Origin of the sequence: Francisella sciaenopsi (assembly GCF_045862875.1) — a bacterium.
Taxonomy (GTDB): Bacteria; Pseudomonadota; Gammaproteobacteria; order Francisellales; family Francisellaceae; genus Francisella; species Francisella sciaenopsi.
In genome coordinates this window covers 337076-357872 of the sequence record NZ_BTHG01000001.1, presented here as the reverse complement: position 1 = coordinate 357872, position 20797 = coordinate 337076, and the positions used below count along the sequence as shown (strand labels likewise).

The window sequence follows — 20797 nt, the reverse complement described above, 5'->3', positions numbered from 1 at the left end:
AACTTTTCTAAGATATAGTTCTTTCAATTCATATGATACACTGTATCGCAAAATGGTACAATAATGTTTTGGAAATTTTATATAAAAAAAGTTATTATTAGTCAAAATATTGTTAAATCTTTGAAATTATTGACTTTTTATGAGTAATGAAAAAAAAATCCAAGTGATTAGTAGAGCTGTCAATGTACTACAAAGTATTAGTGATGAGCCTGGTGGGATGAGCTTGGGGGATATAGCAAAGAAAGTTGATTTACCACGATCTACGGTGCAAAGAATAGTTGCTGCTCTTGAAGCTGAGGGATTCACAAGAAGTGAAGGTGCTGGTAAGATTTTACTTGGTTCAGGTGTTTTTAAGTTAGCATCTTCATCTTATGCAGATATAGTCTCTTTGACACAGAACACATTAAGGAAGCTTAGCGAAAAAATACGTGAAACAGTTGTTCTGACACAATCAAACAATACTGATCTTATCATAATGCATAGGTTCATAGTGAATAGGGAACTACAAGTAATTCCAAGAATAGGTGTACTTGAAAAGCCAATTTACTATACAGCTTCTGGTAGGGCTTTATTAGCACTGTATTCAGATGAAGAAATTATCGATATCCTGGATGAAGATGTTAAGGATAATAGAGAATTATTTGAAAGGTTTGCTAAGATTAGAGCGGATGGTGTTGAATATGATCATGGCAAAACAATAGAAGGCATAGTCAGTACGGCAGTGGCAGTGAATACTTTTTTAGGCAGTTTTGGAGTTTCTATACTTGTGCCTCAATATCGTTATGCCGAAAACAAAGATTTTTATATCAAAGAGCTTTTAAAAGTTAAATCTAAAATTTTGGCAGATATAGGTGTAAAACATTCTGAATAGATTAATGAATCAGATCTTCTAGTATAAACAAATTGACAATCTATAGTTATATGAGAGAATTCGAAGATTAAAAAATCTTAGTTTAAATATAAATAGATGTCTACTAATGACTGGAAAAAATCCCTTAAAGAATCTTTCTACTCACCTTTAGAATTATTAGAGTTTTTGGAAATAGATAGTGAAGAAGCCAAAGTTTCATTAAATATAACCAAGAAATTTAAAATGATAGTACCTAGATCATTCGCTGATAGAATGCAAAAAAATAATATCAATGATCCATTGCTCAAGCAAGTTTTGCCAACTGTAGATGAAGAGGTAATAGATCAAGCCTATAGTAGTGATCCACTTGATGAAAAAAACTATAATAAAGTGCCAGGACTACTGCACAAATATTATGGTAGAGTTCTGCTGATATCACAAACAAGCTGTGCTGTGCATTGTCGCTACTGTTTTCGTAAAGAGTTTGATTATAGAGAAAATATTCCTGGTAGAAAAGATTGGTTAAAAGCATTTGAATATATAGCAAATGATCAAAGTATCGAGGAAGTAATATTAAGTGGAGGTGATCCTCTTTTAAATAATGATGAGATACTAGAGTTTTTTATAGAAAATATTCAGCAAATACCGCATATCAAAAGGCTTAGAATTCATTCAAGAATACCTGTAGTATTACCAGAGCGAATGACTACCAAACTTTTGAAAATTCTTTCAGAGCATAGGCTTGATACTATATTAGTGATACATGTTAATCATCCAAATGAGTTAGATGATAATATTAGTGAAGTTTTAAAAGAAATACACAAGCATGGCATAATTATCCTAAATCAAAGCACATTACTTAAAGACATAAATGATGATGCTAATGTATTATATGCTTTGAGTACAAAACTTATAAGTGCTAGAGTGATTCCGTACTATATACATTCGCTAGATACTGTCTCGGGAACTAAGCATTATAATGTTGATAATGCTAAAGATATTATGAAAAAGCTTTCAAAAATTTCATCAGGATTTATGGTGCCTGTATTGACCAAAGAAATTCCAGGATATCCATCGAAGAAATGGTTATCTTTTCATAACTAATTAAAAGAAGTATTGATGTTTTAATATTTTTTCTGGTAGTTCTAAAATTGTTGTTTAATAACAGGAATAACTTCATGCTAACTAGTACTAAAATATTAGTAATGTCGTAATTCAAATATTTATAGAATGAGCTACTCGATTTTAAGGTAATAAATAGGAGTTTAGATAATCGTTTTGATTTGCGAAATTTAATAAAGAGGATGTAAATATCATGTAACAAAACTGTTACATATTGTTACATATTTGAAACAGCTTTATTTTTTTTCTTTAGTTATACTTAATTTCGAAACTAACAAATAAACAGAGAACAACGATATGAAACTTTATAAATCACTTTTTATTTTAGCTCCTTTAGCTATTAGCACTTCAGCTTATTCTTATACTTTAGAATTAGTAAATAATAGTAAGGTGGATTCTAGAATTTTCTCTACTCAACCTATTATAGATAAAGAAGCTAAATCTGGATCTAGTGCTTCAGCATCTGTAAGAATAGAAGATGCAACTGAAGTACGTACAGCAGCAAGTGTTTCAAGTCAGCAGATCTTTGGTTCTCTTGTTAAGTCTTCACATAATTTCACATTACAAGCAACTCCTCCAACTTATGCAGAAGCATGGCAAGATGTAACAGTTGAAATTAAAGGATCTTTTGGGACAGGGTCATATCAGGCAGTATTAACACCAACAGGTGAGGTTGTAGCTAGTGGTGTATGTAAGGCAGAAACTCATGGTGGTACGGGCATTACTTGTGAGCTAGGTTCTAGTGATCCTGGAAAAGTAACTGTTACATTGACTCGTGGACATACACCATCTCCAATTAAGGATCCTGTGAAAATGGAATATGCCGGAAAATGGGATGGAACTAATAAAGAGTATTTTAATGGTGATCATAGTGGTAAGTCATACGCTTTTGTCTCTTATAATGGCAAGTACTATGCAGCATGTAATGGTACTAGCTGGGTATCTAAAAATCCAGCTGAACATATAGCCTCAACTCAAGAAAAAGATCCTTGGGCAACTTACAATGGTGAAGCGGGTGTTATTGAACGTGCTACTGCTCCTTGTACTTGGTAATAATTATCCAAAATTCTAAATATAATATTTATCATCAATATTTTCAATGTAATAAAATTGTTACGCAGTGTTAGATATCTGAAACAGTTTTCCTTTAAATCTTTAGTTACGATTGCTTTTGTAAGTAAATATATACGAGGATAAAAATATGAAACTTTATAGATTAGGTTCATTACTAGCTTTTCTTGTAGTTATCAGCAAGTTAGCATTTGCTGGAACTGTAATTCATACATAATAACAATGCTTTAGATTTAAGGCTTACTCTAGAAAGAAGCCCAATTATGTGGGTGATTTTTGATCTTATACCAATAAGCAGGATTATACTAAAACGTATATCTTTAATGAGTTTCTAATAGAAAATAATGTATAAAACTCTTTATGTATATAATTTTGAATATATTTCAGATAATAAAATTAATATGCACAATAGAGTTTTGGGTAGAGCGAATGTTTCTAGCTATATGTATAGTTTAGATCACAAGAACTTAGAGTTATGGTTATAAGTTTATATAGCTTTATGAAGTTGGGTTTTGATACTAGATGTATTCCATAAAGGCTTTTGATTATTTTATTATGAATAATCTAAAAAAATCTAGTAAATATCCAAATTAGTACATTACATATCAAATAAAGTACACTAAATGAAAATACTGGAACTTTACTAAATATATTTAAGAAGCTCCTAATAACATACGCTATCCACATTGATAATAGTGACAAACTGAGAGCTCTATCAGCAATTAGTATACTTCTAAAACTATCATGGTTAAATACATGATGTGGAATTAACATTATGATTGTTAAAGATAGTATTATAGATATCGCTGTAAATATTCCAAATAGGGCTAGTTTTAGCTTGTTACTATCTATATAGCATAGTGTTATTATGACTATAGTACTAGTAGGCAAAGATATTGTAATATTAGGCATATGGGTCACATTAACATATACACTACTAAGTTTTAACATCTCTATATACATGTATAAACATGTCATAATTACTAATATAAGAGTATATTTTAGGAATGCTTTGTTATGCTTCACTAAAGAGAATATACCTATAAAATAATATTCTAATATGTCTCTAGACTTTCTATATTTGTAAGTACCAAATTTTATAAGATTTAGCAAGATTATATTAATTAATATAAGTATAAAACAGCTATATAATATATATTGAATATTTTGATTTATGGGGTATAAACTTCTATAAATCTCTAATGCAAAAGTAAAGCCAAAAGCATGGATTAATGCTAATGCCCAAAGTTGATGTTGTTTCTTTGATATTAAAGTAACTTGAACAACAGATAATATAATTATTACATTTATTAGTGACATTGCAGCTGCTGAAAGTAATAATGTAAATAGGTTAGGAGCTATTATAAAGGCAACAACTCCAATAATTTGAAATATTAGGCAAAGCTTCAAAATTTTACGATGATCTACCGATTGGGTTAGTAAGTGTAAGAAAGGTAAAAAGAAAAAACCTATTGAGAAAAAACCTAAAAATAAAAAGTGATATCCTTTAACATATAAATGTTGATTGTAATATACATCGTGGAAGGCATAAAATTTTACGATATAAGATACATATATTACAAAAGCTATTTTAGAAATGAGAACGAACATTAATAGTAATATCAAATTTAAAATAGATGATTTATAGTTTAATCGTAACATTTAAACCTCCATCAATGCTATTCTCTAGGAGTATTTCACCTTGATGTGCTTCTATAATTTCTTTAGAAACTGCTAGCCCTAAACCGTTTCCTTTTTTTGTTGAAGAGCCTGTATAAAAAGGTTCAAAAACTTTATTAATTTCTTCTATTGGAATACCGTTACCATTATCTTTTATAGATATTTTTAGCCTGTAGATATCATTAGTATTTTCAGATATAGATAGTTTTACTTCATCACCATGCTTAAATCCATTATTTATAATATTGGTAATAGCCCTTTTAAAAGCAGGCTTTTTAATATTAATAAAGATATCTTCAGATAAAAAATTTATTAGACGAATGTTTTTTTCAAGCTCTATATATTCCATAGCAATATCATCAAGAAACTCACTGATACTTACTTCTTCAGGAGAAATACCTGCTAACCAATTTTCTTTTGAAAATAAAACCAAATCATCAAGCATTCTATTGATTTCTTGAATATCTTTTAAATCTCTTGAATTCAGATTACTTTCAGAATCTATTAGTCTTCTTCCTTGTATTCTTGCTAATGGGGTACGAATATCATGACATGTCATAGCAAGTAATTTATTTTGGTATTCAATAATGTGATTAACTCTTTTTTGCATAAAATCAAATGTTTCAACAGTAGAATTTAACAATTTTCCTTTATGTTTTTTAAGAGACTTTGACTGGAAGTACATTCCCATTTCAAAAGCAAATTGTTGAAATTCTAAATAGGGGATTCGCCAAGCTAATTGAATAAAAAATATTGCCAATATTATAAAAAAAATTAAAGCAATTAATCCAAAAGTAATATTTATAGGATATGTTAATGCATATTGTGATTTATAAAGTGAATTAATCCAAAAATCTTTTGATACTTGAATACTTTCACATTGCTGTACTAGAACTTCATATTTATTTATAAGTTTACTTAATTGTTTTTTTGTACATAATGGATATTTAGAATATATTGTAAAACTACGATACAAATTATTTAAAGCATTTTTAAAATCAGTTCTTTCAACATCATTAAATAAATCTTGCTTTGGTTTTTCATTTTTATTTTTATTTAAATACACAACTATGCGCTCAGGTGGCTCTTCAGTACCTGAATAAACAACATAACCAACATAAGAGAATTGCAAAACAATAAGTCCAAAAATAATACTTATGCCTGCAAGCATAAGTTTTTTTTGGGAACGAATAAGCTTACGAAGGGATACATTCATCGTATAAATCCAATCTATATCCTGTTCCTTTGATAGTTTGTATATAACTCGTATCTTGATCTGGACAGGTATCTAGTAATTTACGCAATCGACTTATTCTTATATCTATAGTTCTATCAAACTCTTCAAAAGCTCGTTTCAAAATATCTTCAAAAATCTTTTCACGAGTAACTGTATAAGATTTACTCTTATAGAGATAATTAAATAGTTTATATAATGCTGGTGTAAAGCTGACTTCTTCACCATTTTTATAAATGATTTTCTGTTGGTGAGTGTCTATTTCCCAATGCGGAGTAGATATCTTAGAAGTAATCAATGGTTTACTTTCTGATCTTCGTAAAATTGATTTTATACGAGCAAGTACTTCACGAGGGGTAAATGGTTTTGTAATATAATCATCAGCACCTGTTTCAATTCCTAAGATTCGATCAAATGATTCTCCAGCTGATGAAAGAAAAATAACAGGAACTTGAGAATTTTTTCGTATTTCTCGACAAATTTCTAAGCCATCCATTTCCGGCATCATTACATCTAAAATAATTAAATCATAAAACTTTTTTGAAAATGAAGTAAGAAAAGATAATCCACCTTCAAAGTCATCTACTAAATAATGATTTTGGTGAAGATAGTTTGCTAATCCTTTTCTAATATCTAGTTCATCATCAACTATAGCTATCTTTTTTTGCACAAAATATCCACCATGTTTATAATTTCATAATCATAAATTATAGGTTTTATGACTTATTTTAGCTAGAAATAAATGTAACAAAATTGTTACTTACTGTTACATATTTGAAACGGTTTTTATTTTTTTACTCGGTTATACTTGGTTTTGTATAAAATAGTGAATTTCGGTAAAAAATGAAAAAAATAATAATAATGATCTCATTTTTAGTAGTATCAGCTAATAGTATTTTTGCATGGGATATTATAGTTCAAAATCAAAATAAGACAGATCATAAAATAATTTTTGCACAGTCAGCAAGATGTGATTTATTTTTTTTAAATGATGATGAAGTTTCTCAAGGATTTTTAGAAAAAGGGACACTTAAATATGGAGATATTATTCAAATATACGGTTGTAATGCTACAACTTTTGATGCATTTGTTAATTTTGTAATCATTAATAATAATTATCCACTTTGGAATGAAAGTTTAGAGTTTTTTTCTCCTGTTTCAGGAGATGCTAAAATTAAACTTCATTCACGTTGGGATAAAGGAGTAGCATATGAAAGTGTTTGGATTACTCAAAAAGATATCATAAATAATAATGATTTAAATAGTCAAGTCGGTATTTGGGATTTTGCCGAAGAAGATAGAGTAAAAGCAAATGGCTATAAATATAGGGTACAAAGAGGAGTATTTAGTGGAATGCAAACATCTGATTGGCAAGTTGCAGGTCCATCATTACCATTATCAATAGCTTGGTCTAAAGATAAATGTTCAAAATTTGTTGCTATAGTTATCGGTAATGATAATATGGATGAAGTTGATAAGTTACTAAGTAAGATTTATTAATTTATAAAACTCTATTTTTGATTTTTAAAAATACATATACTATTAGACTTTTAAGTTGAATGTATTTTATTAATAATTTCTATTCCTATTTTTTTATTCAATTATTTAATAGATTCAATATGTTGACAAATATATGCATGATATGGTTATTGAGTATAGTTGATCTGTAGAAGGATTAATGCTCTTTAAAAAAAGTGATTGTTTAAAAATATAGAAAATATACTTTAACCAAAGAGAATAAAGTAAAAAACAAGGTATTATCGATGCTACAGATATTTAGTTGGGAATAAAAAGATAATTTCATTCCAAAAGAGAGAAAGAGAATGTCCTTATAATTTTAAATCATAAGGATAATTGTATTAGATAGATTTGATATTAACGGCAGCCATTTTGCCTCTGTTTTCTTCAAGTTCAAAGCTTACCTTTTCGCCTTCACGTAGAGATCTCAAACCAGCATTTTCAACTGCACTGATATGCACGAATACATCTTTGCCACCACCTTGAGGCTCTATGAATCCAAATCCTTTAGTCGTATTAAAAAATTTAACTGTACCTTGTCTCATTGTTTTATTTCCTTTTGTTTTGTTGTTTATATAATTGTTGTTTATATAAGTTAAATCACATTGGGCTTAGTTTTAAACTTTAACGATTTACTTATAAAGGATAGAATATTGGAAATAAACTTCTGATATATTAGTTTCGTAGTAGTCAAATTAAAGTTACAATATAAATAACTGTTGTCTATCATATAGTAACAAATCACTAATTGAAAGCTTTTTAGTGAAAACTCGGTATTTTAGTCAAATCAAAATCTTCTTCATATTTGTCGATATCTTTTAGATATAAGCATAAATCTTGAAAATCTAAACAGCTTTCTATCATCGAGGATTCTTTATTATCATCAAAATCTCTATCTGTCATATGGTTTATCAAATTAATAAACTGCTCCATAATTTCAGTATTTAATATACTCATCTCTGCAGCTTGAGCTATGCTTATTTTTTTTGATTTTCTTATTTTCTTAACTAAATTAGTTATATCATTAAAAATAATTTCTAACATTTTATTATTTTCAAAGTCAATGAATGTATTTTTTGGATCAATCATTCTAAGTCAATATTATTAAATAGATGATCATTATACTCTGAAATAAGAGCATAATCTTAGTTATATTTAAGATATGTCTCCATAATATGTATCTTTAGTAGATGCTTTGTATTACTATTAGTAGGGTATAAATAAAATAAAGCCTCTAAATCTTCTTTAGATACTTCATTGCTATTTTGCTAATAATAATTTTTAACCTTAAAAGAACTCTAATAGTTCTTAATATTCTAAAATTAAGAGAGGATAATATGCCAAGAATAATAGTTGACCCTAAAAAACCTTTTGATATTAGTCTAAGAAATTTCAAAAGAGCTTGTGAAAAAGCGGGTATCAAACAAGAGCTTAGAGATAGGCAGCATTACGTAAAACCAACACAGAAGAGAAAAATGGCTAAAAAAGCAGCTATAAGTAGAGCTAAGAAAGAAGCAAGAAGATCTTATTCTTATTAATTCTCTTATTAGTTCAAAAAGCTATCACAACTTTTGCAGTTGATGATCAAGTAGCTGTTTTTTTATTCTTAGATCAATACAAAACAAAAATAATGAGTATAAAGGAATCTTTGGACATAAAAAAAGCCCACATTGCTGTGAGCTTTTAATATGGCGGAGAAAGAGGGCGTCACCTATTAAGTTCAGTTTTTACCACTTTAGTTCAAAATAGTTCTATAAGTCAATAATATCAATACATACAGCTATTTAATAAAATCTTATTCAGTATTGAAAAGTTCATATTAATTCGTTACTATTCACTAATTATAGGTGGGTATATAGGTGGGTAAAAATAGCATGCGGAGAAAAACAGTGCTTACGGTAAAAGAGCTTGAATCTCTTAAGCTTAGTAATGGATCGAAGCAAAAGTTTTGTGTTGGAGGAGCTGATGGTTTATATCTACAAATTACAAAAAATGGTTCAAAATCATGGATATTTAGATATACAGCTCTTGGAACTGGTGTAAATGGTGTTAAACAAAAACGAAAGGAAATGGGACTTGGCTCATTTCCTTTAGTGCCATTAAAACTTGCTAGAGATAAGGCTAAAAAATATAAAAATCTTTTATTAGATGGGATTGATCCAGCTACGGATAGAAAAGTTAAGATTGAACAAATCAAAAATGATGAGCAACAAAAACAAATTACTTTTGAATATGTAACTAGGTTGTGGCTTGAGAAAAAATCACAGGAATGGAAAAATCCAAAAGATTTTCCAAGATGGACAAGAGCTTTTGAAAGAAATATATTTCCAACTCTTGGGAAAATGCCAATAAGTGAAATTACACATACACATATTACAGAAACTTTGAAGCCAATCTGGACAGAAATACATGATACATCAACTAAGTTGAGATCGTATATTTCTAATATCTTTGATTTTGCTATTGCATCCAGTCTCTATCATGAGCTTAATCCAACACCATCTAAAAAACAGGTTGAGGTTTTATTACCATCTGGAAAACTCACACAAAAAACTAGTCATCATCCTGCTTTGCCATACAGTCAGTTACCAAGCTTTATTAAAGATCTTAAAGCTGAAAATTCAATACCGTCCTTAGCTCTAGAGTTTGCAGTTTTAACAGCTAGTAGATTTGGACAAATAGCAAAAGCATCTTGGGATCAGTTTGATTTTAAAAAAAATGTTTGGATTATACCTGCTGAAATAATGAAAGGTTCAGCAAGTAAAGCTAAACCACATACAATACCCCTATCAAAAAGATCTATTGAAGTACTTAATAAAGTTAAGAAATTGGCAAATAATAAGTTAGTATTTCCAAATACTCAGGGTAATCAAATATCAGATAAAGCCTTGAAGAATGTTATTTTGAATCTTAATGAAAATTTAAAAAAGAGAAATACAGATTCTAAAGGCTATATTGATCCAGTTTATAATAAAGTTATAACACAGCATGGCTTTAGATCTACATTCTTGAATTGGGTAACTGAGAAAAGTAATCATCCTTTACATGTCGGAAGAATGGCTTTAGCCCATGAAATTGAAGATAAAGTAGAAGCTGCCTATAGAAGAGGAAATCTACTAGAAAAAAGAGCTTTATTAATGGAGGAGTGGGCTGAATATATGAATTAAATTGAATAATACAAGATTCAAAAATCCATAACTATATCATACTTGTCAAGGACAGTTTTTGTATAAATAGTGTCCTTTCTATACTCTCAAGATTATTTAATATATCTCATGTATACAAAAGTAGCCGGTAGTGTTCAATCGCTTTCGAGAGCATAAAAGAATTAGAGATTAATAATTATGGAAGAAGAATATTTAAAGATAGATGAAGTCCTGAAGATAATAAAAAAGAAAAAAACGACTCTTTATGCGTATATCGCGAGAGGTGATTTTCCTAAGCCAATAAAGGTTTTTGGTAATAGTCTATGGCTAAAATCTGAAGTTGATAAATTTATGGCTAGTTTCGTTGAGCAACGAGATAAAAAGCAAAAACAGTTTAGATATTTTCAGGAGGCTAATTATGTTAAATGAAAACTCAGATCAGCAATTTGATATAAATAGTATAAGTTCTATTTTTATTAATGAAGCCGAGTCTGTTAATTGGACATTAGACAAAATTAACGAGCTTACAAATAAATTTAATCAAGGAGCCATTTCTGATAGTAAATATAAAAAATTGAAACAGTCACATTTAGATATGTTGAATTTCTTTATTAAAAGTTCAATCAAGAAAAATCTAACAGATGAAAATACAGATGTGGTCGAGAGCATAGATCAAAGCATTGGTTTCTTTGAGTTTTGCAATATTGTTAGCTCTGCATATAAGGAGATCCAAAACCAAGTAGCATCTAAAAAAGTACAAGCATTATCATGGGATGAAGTAGTTGCTAAGGATTTAAGATCTAAAGAATTCTTGCTTGAACCTATCATTAAAGAAAAAGATCTAATAATGGTCTATGCAGAACGAGGTGTAGGAAAAACGCATCTATCTACAGGGATTGCTTGGGCAATATCTACAGGTACAAATTTTCTAAGTTGGGAAGCTAATAGATCTGTAAATACATTATTTATAGATGGGGAAATGCCTTTGGTAAGCATAAGAGACAGATTAATGAATCTATCTAATGGACTTTCAAATAGCCAATTTAAAATTGTAAGTCATGATACTTTATTAGCTGATCAGGTAATGCCAGATTTATCAACCCTAGAAGGACAGGAGTCTCTCGAAGATATTGTTGACTGGGCTGATTTTATAGTTCTAGATAATTTAGCTACTCTATGTCGTAGTGGTAGGGAGAATACAACAGAAGCATGGCGTATTACTCAAGATTGGTTGTTGAGCCTTAGAGCTAAGGGTAAAACTATTCTTTTGGTAGATCATGCTGGTAAAAATGGAACTAATAGAGGCTCATCAGCTAAACAGGATGTATTAGATACTGTTTTATGTCTTAAACATCCTTCTGACTATGAATATGAGCAGGGTGCTCGATTTATAGTGAAGGTTGAGAAAAATCGTAATGGTGAAAAAATTGAGGATATAGAGGTTCACTTAGTGAATGGTCATTGGAATATTTCAACTGCTAAGCAATCTAGAGATGAGCGAATAATTGAAATGTATCAGTCTGATATGACTCAGAGAGATATTGCACAAGAGATGGATTGTAGCCTTGGATTAGTTAGTAAGGTTATCAAAGCGTACAAACAAAATAAAAAGTAGTGTTCACGATATTTTTGTCTAGAGACTGTGAACAATGAACATTTATATAACATGAGAATGTACATAGTATGAACAAGATAATATTTAAGCTAAAGACTTAAGCAATATCTAGCTTTTAGTAATTTAAAGTGTAAACAAAAATATGAAAATTTTGTGAACAGAGGTGTTCATACGGTGTTCATTTTGTCTTTCTAGAAAATATAAGTGTGAACATTATTTAATAAGGAATTTATTATGAAAAATCAAAATATGTCTAGAAATAGATCAACTATAGGTATTACATTCTATCTGGCGGTATCATTGCCGATAATCTCATGCATAGTAATACTTTTGTCATATAACATAGATGAGTTAGATATAGTTTTATCTACTATATCAAGTCTTGTTGATTATTCAGGTTTTAAGACAGATGGAGGCTGGTATTTTAGGTTATTGTTATTACTACCAGTAATTTCTATTTCTCATTATATTGGATTTAAAATGTTACAAAATCAAGAGACAACATTTGAAATTCAATTACTTCAAGGGCTATCAATAACACTGTACACTATTATTATCTCTATATTTTTTATAGGTGTTGGTTGGGTATTAGCTGTTTATGTTACAAGAGCATTTAGCTATATGCATTTTTTTGGCAATCCAATAGAACGATTTAATCAAATTATTAGTGTTAATCCTTACTTAAGCGCTTACGATCTACTATCAAATTATATATGGACTAATATTGCTATTTTCTATATTGTTTTATTAGTGCTTATAATAATACAGTCTGTCTTATCAAAAACTTTATATGCTAAAAAAATAGAGCCATTTTTTGCAGGCTACATAAGTCATAAAGCTAATAAAAATATGAAAGATGAAGGTCTAACAAGCTCTGAACAGGAGTATAATTATTTAATGAGTCGTGTTAAAGACACCAAGAAATACTTGCCTACTAAATACTTTAAGAAAGATCAAACTTTCATCGCAAAAGATGTTGATACCAATAAACCAGTCTATATAGATGATGGCGAACTCTTTAGAAAAGAATTACCACACTTTGCAATAATAGGAGCTAGTGGTAAGGGTAAAGGCTCATTTTCGCAAACATTCTTATGTCAGATGGTTTTGAAGGGATATCCTGTTGTGGTCTTTGATCCCAATGATGACACCCATATGATGAAAAACTTAAAAGATAATGCAGAAAAATCTAATAGAAATTTCCATTGGATAAATTTTAAGGAATATCTTATTCCTCAGATTGATGTTTTACAAAAGTGTAGCCCTTATGAATTTGAAGAGCTCATTAGCAGTGTGTTTCCTTATATAGAGTATAAAGACAGTGATGGCAACTATCATAATCAGTTTTCTAGAGATGCAGTGTTTAACTATTATGTTCATGAGTTAGATAATGTGGAGTGTATGTATGATCTTCATCAAAAAATATTTAATAAATATGGTGAGGATGCTCTTAAAAGTCCAAATGGTGAGCTACCTCAATTTGTTAATGAGTTTTTAAGCCTTAGTAAAAGATTAATGGTGAAAGTCTCAAAAAGTATTTCTATTAAAGAGGCTATAGAAGTTGGTGATGTTATTTATATATCGTGCCCTAGACTAAATAAGCGTACTGAGCTAGCTGTTTTATGTTCAATGTTTATGATGAGAGTTGTACAAATTTTACAGTATCGAGATGAAGACTCTAAACATGTGTTCATGTTTATGGATGAATTTCCAAGTTTTGCCAACTTGTTGGTTAAAGAGTCAATAGAACAACTAAGAAAAAAAGCATGTACTATGTTAGTTAATATGACTTCATTTGAGAGTTTGGTTGGAATTAGAACTGATGTTGATGGACAAGCTGTAATGAATGCGATCATAACGAACTCTATAAAACTTATTTATCAGCAACCAAATAGAAAAATATCAAAAAGTATAAGTGATATGACAGGTACTAAAGTTGTATACAAAGAAAATAAGGTTATTAAGCGTAATTCTGCAATGAAAGAAATTGAAGAGGTTACTGAAACTATTAAAGTGCCAGTAGAAGTTAATGTCTTTAGTGCTACATTGATAGAGAATCTACCAAGTAATGTAGCATTAATGCTAAGTTATGGTTTACCAAGGATAGTGCAGACAGAGGTGTTTAAGTATGCTCCAGATGTTAAGTTTCCTACAGTTCTACAAGCTGAACCTTATAGTGTCAATGACTCTGAAACAAACTCAGAAGATGATAATGATATTATGGGGGCTTTATAATGATTGAAACAAGGGGTAGAAAAGATCTTATAGAACAAGGCAATAAACGAGTTAAGCTTGCTTTAGATTTCTTAGCGGATGAAGTATATACCAATAGGCAGATATTAAAAGAAGTCACTGGTATTACTTCATCTCAAGGTATTGGTGGATTTAGCAAACGACTAGAAAAACTAGGTTTTGCTAGAGAGATAAATTTACCAAGTGTAGAAGAACCAAATAAAACATATAAGATAATTGGTATCACTTCACAAGGTATGGCTGAAACTAATCATCTTGATAGAAGAGGTTTTGAAATAAGCAAACTTAAACATAGCCAGCTATTGCATAAGTTTCTTTGTCAGCAGATACATTTACAAGCTATTAAACAAAACCAAAAATATATTAGTGGTAGATGGCTAACTGATGAATGGTTTGGAGCTAAAAATATTAAACGACCTGATGCAATTATTATTAGACAAGATAATCAAAAGATAGCTATAGAGGCTGAGCGAACTATAAAAAGTAAATATCGCTATCAGCAGATAATAGTGCAGTACCTTAAAATGATAAAAGCTAATCAGATAACTAAAGTTAGATATGTGATGCCAGATCAAGCTAAAGCTCAAATGGTTGAAAAAGCTATTAAGTCAATAAAGTCGGTAACTGTATCAACCAATGGGCAAAAGCGTCAATTTAATCTAACTGATGAGGTCTGGAAGTGGTTTGAGTTTAAGACTATATAAATATATTGCTACCCTAATAGGGTTGTGTTAATATAATTCTAGAAATTTAAGGAATTACAAATGTGGCAAACTGTAACAGAAACGCCAACTTTTTCTAAGATTGCTGACAAATTCTTAGATGAAGTGACAAAAGAAGAATTAATTGAATATATTGCTAACAATCCAACTGCTGGAGATATAATACAAGGTACTGGAGGATGTAGGAAGTTACGCTGGAAGCGTGCTGGAACTGGTAAAAGTAGTGGTATAAGGACAATTTATTATTTTTATAATGAACAAAATCCTATCTATTTACTTTTAGCATATCCAAAATCTGTTATGGATAATATAACAGATGAAACTAAAAATATTCTTAAGCAGAGTGTGTCTAAGTTAAAAGGAGGCATGTTATGAATTTAGATATAAATGAATTACTACAGCAATCGGCAAAAGAGATGACTGAAGTTGCTGATAAAAAACTTGAAGCAAAACATCACAAGATAATAATAACCTCAGGTGTAGATGTTATTAAAATTAGAGAACAGCTTGGTTTGACAAGAGTTAGCTTTTGTGAAAAATTTGGTTTAAAAATCAGAACTGTTGAAAAATGGGAGCAAAATAAGAATAAAATTGATTCTACAGCTCGCTCATTTTTAACAGCCATTGCTAATAATCCTCAAGCTATTGAGGAAGCTTTGCGATAAACTAGATTTAGTCCCTGTGATAGCATTTAATTTTAATGCTACTTCAAAGAGTAAGAACAGCCTATAACTATCTATCATTTCTACCATCAATACTATTTGCCATAAGCATCTAAAAGCTCAAGCATATCTACAATAGCTACTAGAAATAGTAAGCTCCACACTCAAACAGACCACACAAAAGCTTACTCATACCAGCCCAAAAGCTCTAACATAGACACTACTAAAACTAGTATTTCTAACTTCTAAAAACACCTAGTTTTGCTAATCCATAAGTACCTAGATAATCACTGTATAGCTTTTGCTAATGCGATGACTAAAATAAGCTCTTCGTTTGTATTTTTTGACTAACACCTTTTGTCACTGTATTACACCAAACCAGTTTGCCAATACCATATAAAATCAAGGTTTTGCCTGTGAGTTCCACCATGATTTTCTATGTTTTGTAATTGGCTGTCCTTCAAGTTGTTGTAACAGTGAACGCAAAAGGAGCAAAAAATGACAACAAACTACGAGCCTCAAATTTATATCGCGTGTTTAGCAAGCTATAACAATGGTATCCTATACGGTAAATGGATTGACGCAAACCAAGATGTTTCCGCTTTAGAAGAAGAAATTCAAGAGATTTTAGCAGATTCACCTATGCCAGATGCTGAAGAGTGGGCAATACATGATTATGAAGATTTTGATAATCTAGGTTTGTCAGAGTATGAAAGCTTAGAAACTATTTCTCAAGTAGCTCAAAACATTGTAGAACATGGTGAGCTTTTCATAGAAGCTTATAAATACACTAATCATATTGATGAAGCTATCGAAATGATAAATGATCGTTTCATAGGCTTATACGACTCAGTTGAAGACTATGCAGAAGAAACTACAGATATTTCATCAGTTCCAGAATATCTAAGATACTATATTGACTTTGAATCTTTGGCTCGTGATATTGAGCTATCAGGTGATATCACAACTTTCGCAGTTGATAATCAAGTAGCTGTTTTCTTTTAATCTCCATTTTTTTCTTATATTAGTTCAATTTATAATTTCAAAACTTACTTAAATCTTGATACTTCTAGCAATAGCAAAACCAATTAAATATAATCTTTTGTATAGATATATAAATATTTTTAACCTAAATGGCTCAAGCAAAAAAGAAAGCAAATACCAAGTCTATGGAAGAGACTCTTTGGGAGAGTGCAAATAAACTCAGAGGCTCAGTAGAGTCTAGTGAATATAAACATATAGTTTTAGGGCTGATATTTCTAAAGTTTGTTAGTGATACTTTTGAAGAACGCCGAGAGCAGCTAATTGCCGAAGGTAAAGAAGCATTTATTGACATGGTCGAGTTCTATACTATGGAAAATGTTTTCTATCTACCAGAAGAATCTAGATGGTCATATATCAAGCAAAATGCCAAACAAGACGATATAGCTCTCAAGATAGATACAGCTCTATCAACTATTGAGAAAAATAACCCTAGTTTAAAAGGTGCATTACCAGATAACTATTTCTCAAGGCTTGGGCTAGATGTTAGTAAACTCTCTAGCTTGATAGATACTATAAACAACATCAACACTATAGCCGATAAGGGTAATGATATAGTGGGGCGAGTGTATGAGTATTTCTTGAGTAAATTTGCGATAGCAGAGGGTAAGGGGAAAGGTGAGTTCTACACGCCAAAATCTATCGTAAATTTAATAGCCAATATGATAGAACCATACAAAGGTAAAATATACGATCCAGCTTGTGGTTCAGGTGGTATGTTTGTCCAGTCTATCAAGTTTATAGAAGCTCATAAAGGTAACAAAAAAGACATCTCAATCTATGGTCAAGAGTACACAGGTACTACATACAAACTAGCAAAGATGAATCTAGCAATCCGTGGGATCTCGGCTAATCTTGGAGATGTGCCAGCAGATACATTTTTCAAAGATCAACATCCTGATCTAAAGGCTGATTTTATAATGGCGAATCCACCATTTAACCAAAAAGATTGGCGTGGAGTAAATGAGCTACTAGATGATCCGCGTTGGGCTGGGTATGATGTGCCACCAAAGTCAAATGCAAACTATGGTTGGATACTCAATATAGTTTCTAAACTATCGCAAAATGGTGTAGCTGGTTTTATCCTAGCGAATGGTGCTCTAAGTGGTGGAGGTGAGGAATACAAAATCCGTAAGAAGCTAATAGAAAATGATCTAGTAGAAGCTATTTTAATACTACCAATGAGAATGTTTTACACTACAGATATTAGTGTGACTTTATGGGTACTTAATGCTAACAAAAAACAAAGAGAATTTGAGCAAAATGGTAAGCAAAAGAGCCATAGAGATAGATCTAATGAGATTTTATTTATGGATTTACGCCAAAAGGGTGTGCCATTTGAGAAGAAGTTTATCCAGTTTGATGAAGAAAATATCCAAGAGATATCAGATACTTATCATACTTGGCAATCCATTGGTCATTCTGAACTTGATTCAGAATCTCATAGTTATAAAGATATTCCAGAGTACTGTAAGAGTGTGACTATAAATGAAGTAATTGCTAAAGATTATTCGCTAGTGCCAAGTAAATATATCGAGTTTGTAAATAGAGACGAGAATATAGATTTTGATGAGAAGATGAAAAATCTTCAAACCGAATTTAGTGAGCTACTAAAGCAAGAAGAGCAATCAAAACAAGAACTTCTAACAGTATTTAAAGAGTTGGGTTATGAGATCAAATTATAAAAAACTTGGTAGCTATATCCAGCAAGTTAAGAAAAGAAATGCTGATAATTTTTTAACTGTTGAAAATCTTAGAGGTATAAATATAAATAAAGAATTTATGCCGTCTGTAGCAAATGTTACAGGAACTGATTTATCAAAATATAAAGTAGTAGAGAAAAATCAATTTGCATATAACCCAATGCACGTTGGTAGAGATGGTGTATTACCAATAAGTATGCTGGAATTACAGCAGAAAGTTATAGTATCTCCTGCTTATGTTATTTTTGAGGTAGTGGACAAGCAAATTTTGCTTCCAGAATATCTAATGATGTGGTTTAGAAGAAGTGAGTTTGATAGAAATGCTTGGTTTACTACAGATAGTAGTGTAAGAGGTGGCTTTAACTGGGATGATTTTTGTGAGTTAGAGCTACCAATCCCATCAATAGAAAAACAGCGTGAGATAGTAGCCGAGTATTATGCTATTACAAATCGAATCAAACTAAATGAGCAACTAAACCAAAAGCTAGAAGAAACAGCTCAAACTATCTATAAAGAGTGGTTTGTAGATTTTGAATTTCCACATAATTTCAGTCATTCTGAACTTGATTCAGAATCTGATATCCGACCGTACAAGTCTGGCGGCGGTGAAATGGTTTATTGTGAGGATCTTGAGAAGGAAATTCCAGAGGGGTGGGGTGTTGTAACTTTAAAAGATCTATGTACTCTTCAAAATGGTTATGCTTTTAAAGCTTCTGATTTTTCAGATAATGGAAGTATACCTATAATAAAAATAAAAAATATCACTCCACCAATAATCGACTTAAATGATAGTCAATGCTTCTCAAATAGTATAAATGAGAAATTGACAAAATATACTGTTAAGTATGATGACATATTAATTTCTATGACAGGATCTGGAGTTAATCAACTTAATTCGGCAGTAGGTCAAGTAGGTAGATATGTTGCAAAGAATATGTCTTTACTTAATCAAAGAGTTGGTAAGTTGATAATTAATAATAAGAAGCATAAATTATATGCATATTTCTTTTTATCTCACAAAGATACTCAAATGAATTTGTTGTATAGTGCAACAGGAAGTGCTAATCAGGCAAATATTTCTCCAGAACAAATAATAAATCTAGATATTTTAAGGTCTAAGGATGATGTATTACTGAATTTTGAGAATGTTTGTAGAAAAATAATAAATCTAAATGATATAAAAAGAATCGAAAATAAAAAACTTTTAGATTTAACAGAAATTTTACTTTCAAAAATGGCAACTGTGGAGGGGTGAGGGTTTGATTTTGAATAACTTATGTTCCTTTGATAAATCAGATTATGAAAAAGTATTTGATAAATTAGATCACGATAATGTTATTAATAATGTTAATGTGAATCTTAGATTCAAATTTATTAAATTTGATCCAAACGGAAACCCTAAAATAGATTTATTAATAGATACTTTATTTGATTATTTTACACATTATTGTTTTGATTCTGAGAAAAGAGGACTTAATCGAGTAGTAACAGAAAAAGAACGTAATAATATAAATAGGGAAGCAAGAAAATTATTTAGAAAATGGCAACAAGATGAGATAACAGATAAAAATAAACCAACTTCTGGTGAAATGGGAGAAATGATTTTATGGCTTCTTATGGAAGCTGTTTTAGATGCTCCTCAAATAGTTGCAAAAATGAGTTTAAAAACTAATCCTAAGCTAGAGACATTTGGTTCTGATGGAATTCATATAAAAACTATAAATAATATTTTAAATATTTTTTTTGGTGAGGCTAAATTATATGGAAGCATATCTAAAGCATTAGATAGTATTTTTGAAAGTATTGAAGGGTTCCATAAAAATGAGATGTGGAAACATGAATACAGGATGGTAACGAATCATTATAAATATCTATCGGATAAAGAGAAAGATGGTGTTAAAAATTTTATTAATGGGGAAATTGAAGCTCATGAGTTAAAAATAAATCATGCTTGTTTAGTCGGATATGATTGGAATGAATATGAAAAACTAGATACTAAAGATAGAAGTAGTTTTATTGATAACTTTATGGAGATATATAAAAAAGATACCAAAAGACTAACGAGTCTTATTCAATCACGTTTTGACAATTTTTCAAAAAAAGAGTTTAGTTTTGAAGTTTTTTTTCTTCCATTTAAGAGTGTTCAAGAGCTAAGAGATAAGTTTAATGAGGAGCTTTAA

The 20797-nt window shown here is 30.2% G+C and carries 21 protein-coding genes; 16 read left to right on the top strand and 5 right to left on the bottom strand.

Going from position 1 to position 20797, the window contains the following annotated elements:
* Nucleotides 1-139: 139 nt before the first annotated feature.
* From ACKTR7_RS01780 to ACKTR7_RS01770, 3 genes are all read left to right on the top strand, one after another.
* Entirely contained in the window at nt 140-871 is a 732-nt protein-coding gene (locus ACKTR7_RS01780; protein WP_407876755.1) for an IclR family transcriptional regulator, read from the top strand.
* Between the two features lie 96 nt (nt 872-967).
* Entirely contained in the window at nt 968-1954 is a 987-nt protein-coding gene (epmB, locus tag ACKTR7_RS01775) for an EF-P beta-lysylation protein EpmB (RefSeq protein ID WP_407876754.1), read from the top strand.
* Nucleotides 1955-2269: 315 nt separating this feature from the next.
* Nucleotides 2270-3025, top strand: coding sequence for a hypothetical protein (locus ACKTR7_RS01770; RefSeq protein WP_407876753.1), 756 nt, complete (start codon nt 2270-2272; stop codon nt 3023-3025).
* A 582-nt stretch (nt 3026-3607) separates the two neighbouring features.
* On the opposite strand, the gene ACKTR7_RS01765 is transcribed toward ACKTR7_RS01770, so the two are convergent.
* The 3 genes from ACKTR7_RS01765 to ACKTR7_RS01755 are packed head-to-tail and all read right to left on the bottom strand — an operon-like array spanning nt 3608 to nt 6627.
* The gene (locus ACKTR7_RS01765; protein WP_407876752.1) at nt 3608-4705 is read right to left on the bottom strand and encodes a hypothetical protein; all 1098 of its coding nucleotides are present in this window, start codon (nt 4703-4705) and stop codon (nt 3608-3610) included.
* Nucleotides 4686-5939 carry a sensor histidine kinase gene (locus ACKTR7_RS01760; protein WP_407876751.1) on the bottom strand — a complete coding sequence of 418 codons (1254 nt, stop codon included), beginning with the start codon at nt 5937-5939 and terminating at the stop codon, nt 4686-4688. The genes ACKTR7_RS01765 and ACKTR7_RS01760 overlap by 20 nt, the downstream gene beginning before the upstream one ends.
* On the bottom strand, nt 5920-6627 hold the full coding sequence (locus ACKTR7_RS01755) for a response regulator transcription factor (RefSeq protein WP_407876750.1): 708 nt from the start codon (nt 6625-6627) through the stop codon (nt 5920-5922). Before ACKTR7_RS01755 ends, ACKTR7_RS01760 begins: the two co-directional genes overlap by 20 nt.
* Nucleotides 6628-6800: 173 nt before the next feature.
* Here ACKTR7_RS01755 and ACKTR7_RS01750 point away from each other — a divergent pair, with 173 nt between their 5' ends.
* Entirely contained in the window at nt 6801-7457 is a 657-nt protein-coding gene (locus tag ACKTR7_RS01750; RefSeq protein ID WP_407876749.1) for a hypothetical protein, read from the top strand.
* 359 nt (nt 7458-7816) lie between these two features.
* Here the strand turns inward: ACKTR7_RS01750 and ACKTR7_RS01745 are convergent, their stop codons facing one another.
* A complete protein-coding gene (locus ACKTR7_RS01745; protein ID WP_407876748.1) occupies nt 7817-8020 on the bottom strand; it encodes a cold-shock protein in 204 nt (67 codons plus the stop codon).
* A gap of 214 nt (nt 8021-8234) precedes the next feature.
* Nucleotides 8235-8564, bottom strand: coding sequence for a hypothetical protein (locus ACKTR7_RS01740; RefSeq protein WP_222830814.1), 330 nt, complete (start codon nt 8562-8564; stop codon nt 8235-8237).
* A gap of 248 nt (nt 8565-8812) precedes the next feature.
* Here ACKTR7_RS01740 and rpsU point away from each other — a divergent pair, with 248 nt between their 5' ends.
* From rpsU to ACKTR7_RS01680, 12 genes are all read left to right on the top strand, one after another.
* Complete coding sequence (gene rpsU, locus ACKTR7_RS01735; RefSeq protein WP_014715333.1) at nt 8813-9013, top strand: 30S ribosomal protein S21; 201 nt, start codon at nt 8813-8815, stop codon at nt 9011-9013.
* 336 nt (nt 9014-9349) lie between these two features.
* Nucleotides 9350-10642: a tyrosine-type recombinase/integrase gene (locus tag ACKTR7_RS01730; RefSeq protein WP_407876747.1), complete on the top strand. Its 1293-nt coding sequence runs from the start codon at nt 9350-9352 to the stop codon at nt 10640-10642.
* Nucleotides 10643-10819: 177 nt separating this feature from the next.
* Nucleotides 10820-11050, top strand: coding sequence for a helix-turn-helix transcriptional regulator (locus tag ACKTR7_RS01725; RefSeq protein WP_407876746.1), 231 nt, complete (start codon nt 10820-10822; stop codon nt 11048-11050).
* Nucleotides 11040-12236 (top strand): AAA family ATPase, encoded by a 1197-nt coding sequence (locus tag ACKTR7_RS01720; RefSeq protein ID WP_407876745.1) that lies wholly within the window; start codon nt 11040-11042, stop codon nt 12234-12236. Before ACKTR7_RS01725 ends, ACKTR7_RS01720 begins: the two co-directional genes overlap by 11 nt.
* 234 nt (nt 12237-12470) lie before the next feature.
* Complete coding sequence (locus tag ACKTR7_RS01715; RefSeq protein ID WP_407876744.1) at nt 12471-14471, top strand: type IV secretion system DNA-binding domain-containing protein; 2001 nt, start codon at nt 12471-12473, stop codon at nt 14469-14471.
* Nucleotides 14471-15193 (top strand): TriL protein, encoded by a 723-nt coding sequence (locus tag ACKTR7_RS01710; RefSeq protein ID WP_407876743.1) that lies wholly within the window; start codon nt 14471-14473, stop codon nt 15191-15193. The genes ACKTR7_RS01715 and ACKTR7_RS01710 overlap by 1 nt, the downstream gene beginning before the upstream one ends.
* A 60-nt stretch (nt 15194-15253) precedes the next feature.
* A complete protein-coding gene (locus ACKTR7_RS01705; protein ID WP_407876742.1) occupies nt 15254-15586 on the top strand; it encodes a type II toxin-antitoxin system RelE/ParE family toxin in 333 nt (110 codons plus the stop codon).
* A complete protein-coding gene (locus ACKTR7_RS01700; protein ID WP_407876741.1) occupies nt 15583-15876 on the top strand; it encodes a helix-turn-helix domain-containing protein in 294 nt (97 codons plus the stop codon). The genes ACKTR7_RS01705 and ACKTR7_RS01700 overlap by 4 nt, the downstream gene beginning before the upstream one ends.
* A gap of 495 nt (nt 15877-16371) precedes the next feature.
* Entirely contained in the window at nt 16372-16878 is a 507-nt protein-coding gene (locus tag ACKTR7_RS01695; RefSeq protein ID WP_407876740.1) for an antirestriction protein ArdA, read from the top strand.
* Between the two features lie 128 nt (nt 16879-17006).
* Nucleotides 17007-18599, top strand: a complete 1593-nt coding sequence (locus ACKTR7_RS01690; RefSeq protein ID WP_407876739.1) for a type I restriction-modification system subunit M — start codon at nt 17007-17009, stop codon at nt 18597-18599.
* Entirely contained in the window at nt 18583-19872 is a 1290-nt protein-coding gene (locus tag ACKTR7_RS01685; RefSeq protein WP_407876738.1) for a restriction endonuclease subunit S, read from the top strand. The genes ACKTR7_RS01690 and ACKTR7_RS01685 overlap by 17 nt, the downstream gene beginning before the upstream one ends.
* A gap of 10 nt (nt 19873-19882) precedes the next feature.
* Complete coding sequence (locus tag ACKTR7_RS01680) at nt 19883-20797, top strand: HamA C-terminal domain-containing protein (protein ID WP_407876737.1); 915 nt, start codon at nt 19883-19885, stop codon at nt 20795-20797.

Coding starts and splice junctions, on each gene's coding strand:
- ACKTR7_RS01725 (WP_407876746.1), top strand. CDS start 10,820: ATGGAAGAAGAATATTTAAAGATAGATGAAGTCCTGAAGATAATAAAA.
- ACKTR7_RS01720 (WP_407876745.1), top strand. CDS start 11,040: ATGTTAAATGAAAACTCAGATCAGCAATTTGATATAAATAGTATAAGT.
- ACKTR7_RS01705 (WP_407876742.1), top strand. CDS start 15,254: ATGTGGCAAACTGTAACAGAAACGCCAACTTTTTCTAAGATTGCTGAC.
- ACKTR7_RS01685 (WP_407876738.1), top strand. CDS start 18,583: ATGAGATCAAATTATAAAAAACTTGGTAGCTATATCCAGCAAGTTAAG.
- epmB (WP_407876754.1), top strand. CDS start 968: ATGTCTACTAATGACTGGAAAAAATCCCTTAAAGAATCTTTCTACTCA.
- ACKTR7_RS01730 (WP_407876747.1), top strand. CDS start 9,350: ATGCGGAGAAAAACAGTGCTTACGGTAAAAGAGCTTGAATCTCTTAAG.
- ACKTR7_RS01715 (WP_407876744.1), top strand. CDS start 12,471: ATGAAAAATCAAAATATGTCTAGAAATAGATCAACTATAGGTATTACA.
- ACKTR7_RS01690 (WP_407876739.1), top strand. CDS start 17,007: ATGGCTCAAGCAAAAAAGAAAGCAAATACCAAGTCTATGGAAGAGACT.
- ACKTR7_RS01765 (WP_407876752.1), bottom strand. CDS start 4,705: ATGTTACGATTAAACTATAAATCATCTATTTTAAATTTGATATTACTA.
- ACKTR7_RS01700 (WP_407876741.1), top strand. CDS start 15,583: ATGAATTTAGATATAAATGAATTACTACAGCAATCGGCAAAAGAGATG.
- rpsU (WP_014715333.1), top strand. CDS start 8,813: ATGCCAAGAATAATAGTTGACCCTAAAAAACCTTTTGATATTAGTCTA.
- ACKTR7_RS01740 (WP_222830814.1), bottom strand. CDS start 8,564: ATGATTGATCCAAAAAATACATTCATTGACTTTGAAAATAATAAAATG.
- ACKTR7_RS01750 (WP_407876749.1), top strand. CDS start 6,801: ATGAAAAAAATAATAATAATGATCTCATTTTTAGTAGTATCAGCTAAT.
- ACKTR7_RS01745 (WP_407876748.1), bottom strand. CDS start 8,020: ATGAGACAAGGTACAGTTAAATTTTTTAATACGACTAAAGGATTTGGA.
- ACKTR7_RS01760 (WP_407876751.1), bottom strand. CDS start 5,939: ATGAATGTATCCCTTCGTAAGCTTATTCGTTCCCAAAAAAAACTTATG.
- ACKTR7_RS01710 (WP_407876743.1), top strand. CDS start 14,471: ATGATTGAAACAAGGGGTAGAAAAGATCTTATAGAACAAGGCAATAAA.
- ACKTR7_RS01695 (WP_407876740.1), top strand. CDS start 16,372: ATGACAACAAACTACGAGCCTCAAATTTATATCGCGTGTTTAGCAAGC.
- ACKTR7_RS01770 (WP_407876753.1), top strand. CDS start 2,270: ATGAAACTTTATAAATCACTTTTTATTTTAGCTCCTTTAGCTATTAGC.
- ACKTR7_RS01780 (WP_407876755.1), top strand. CDS start 140: ATGAGTAATGAAAAAAAAATCCAAGTGATTAGTAGAGCTGTCAATGTA.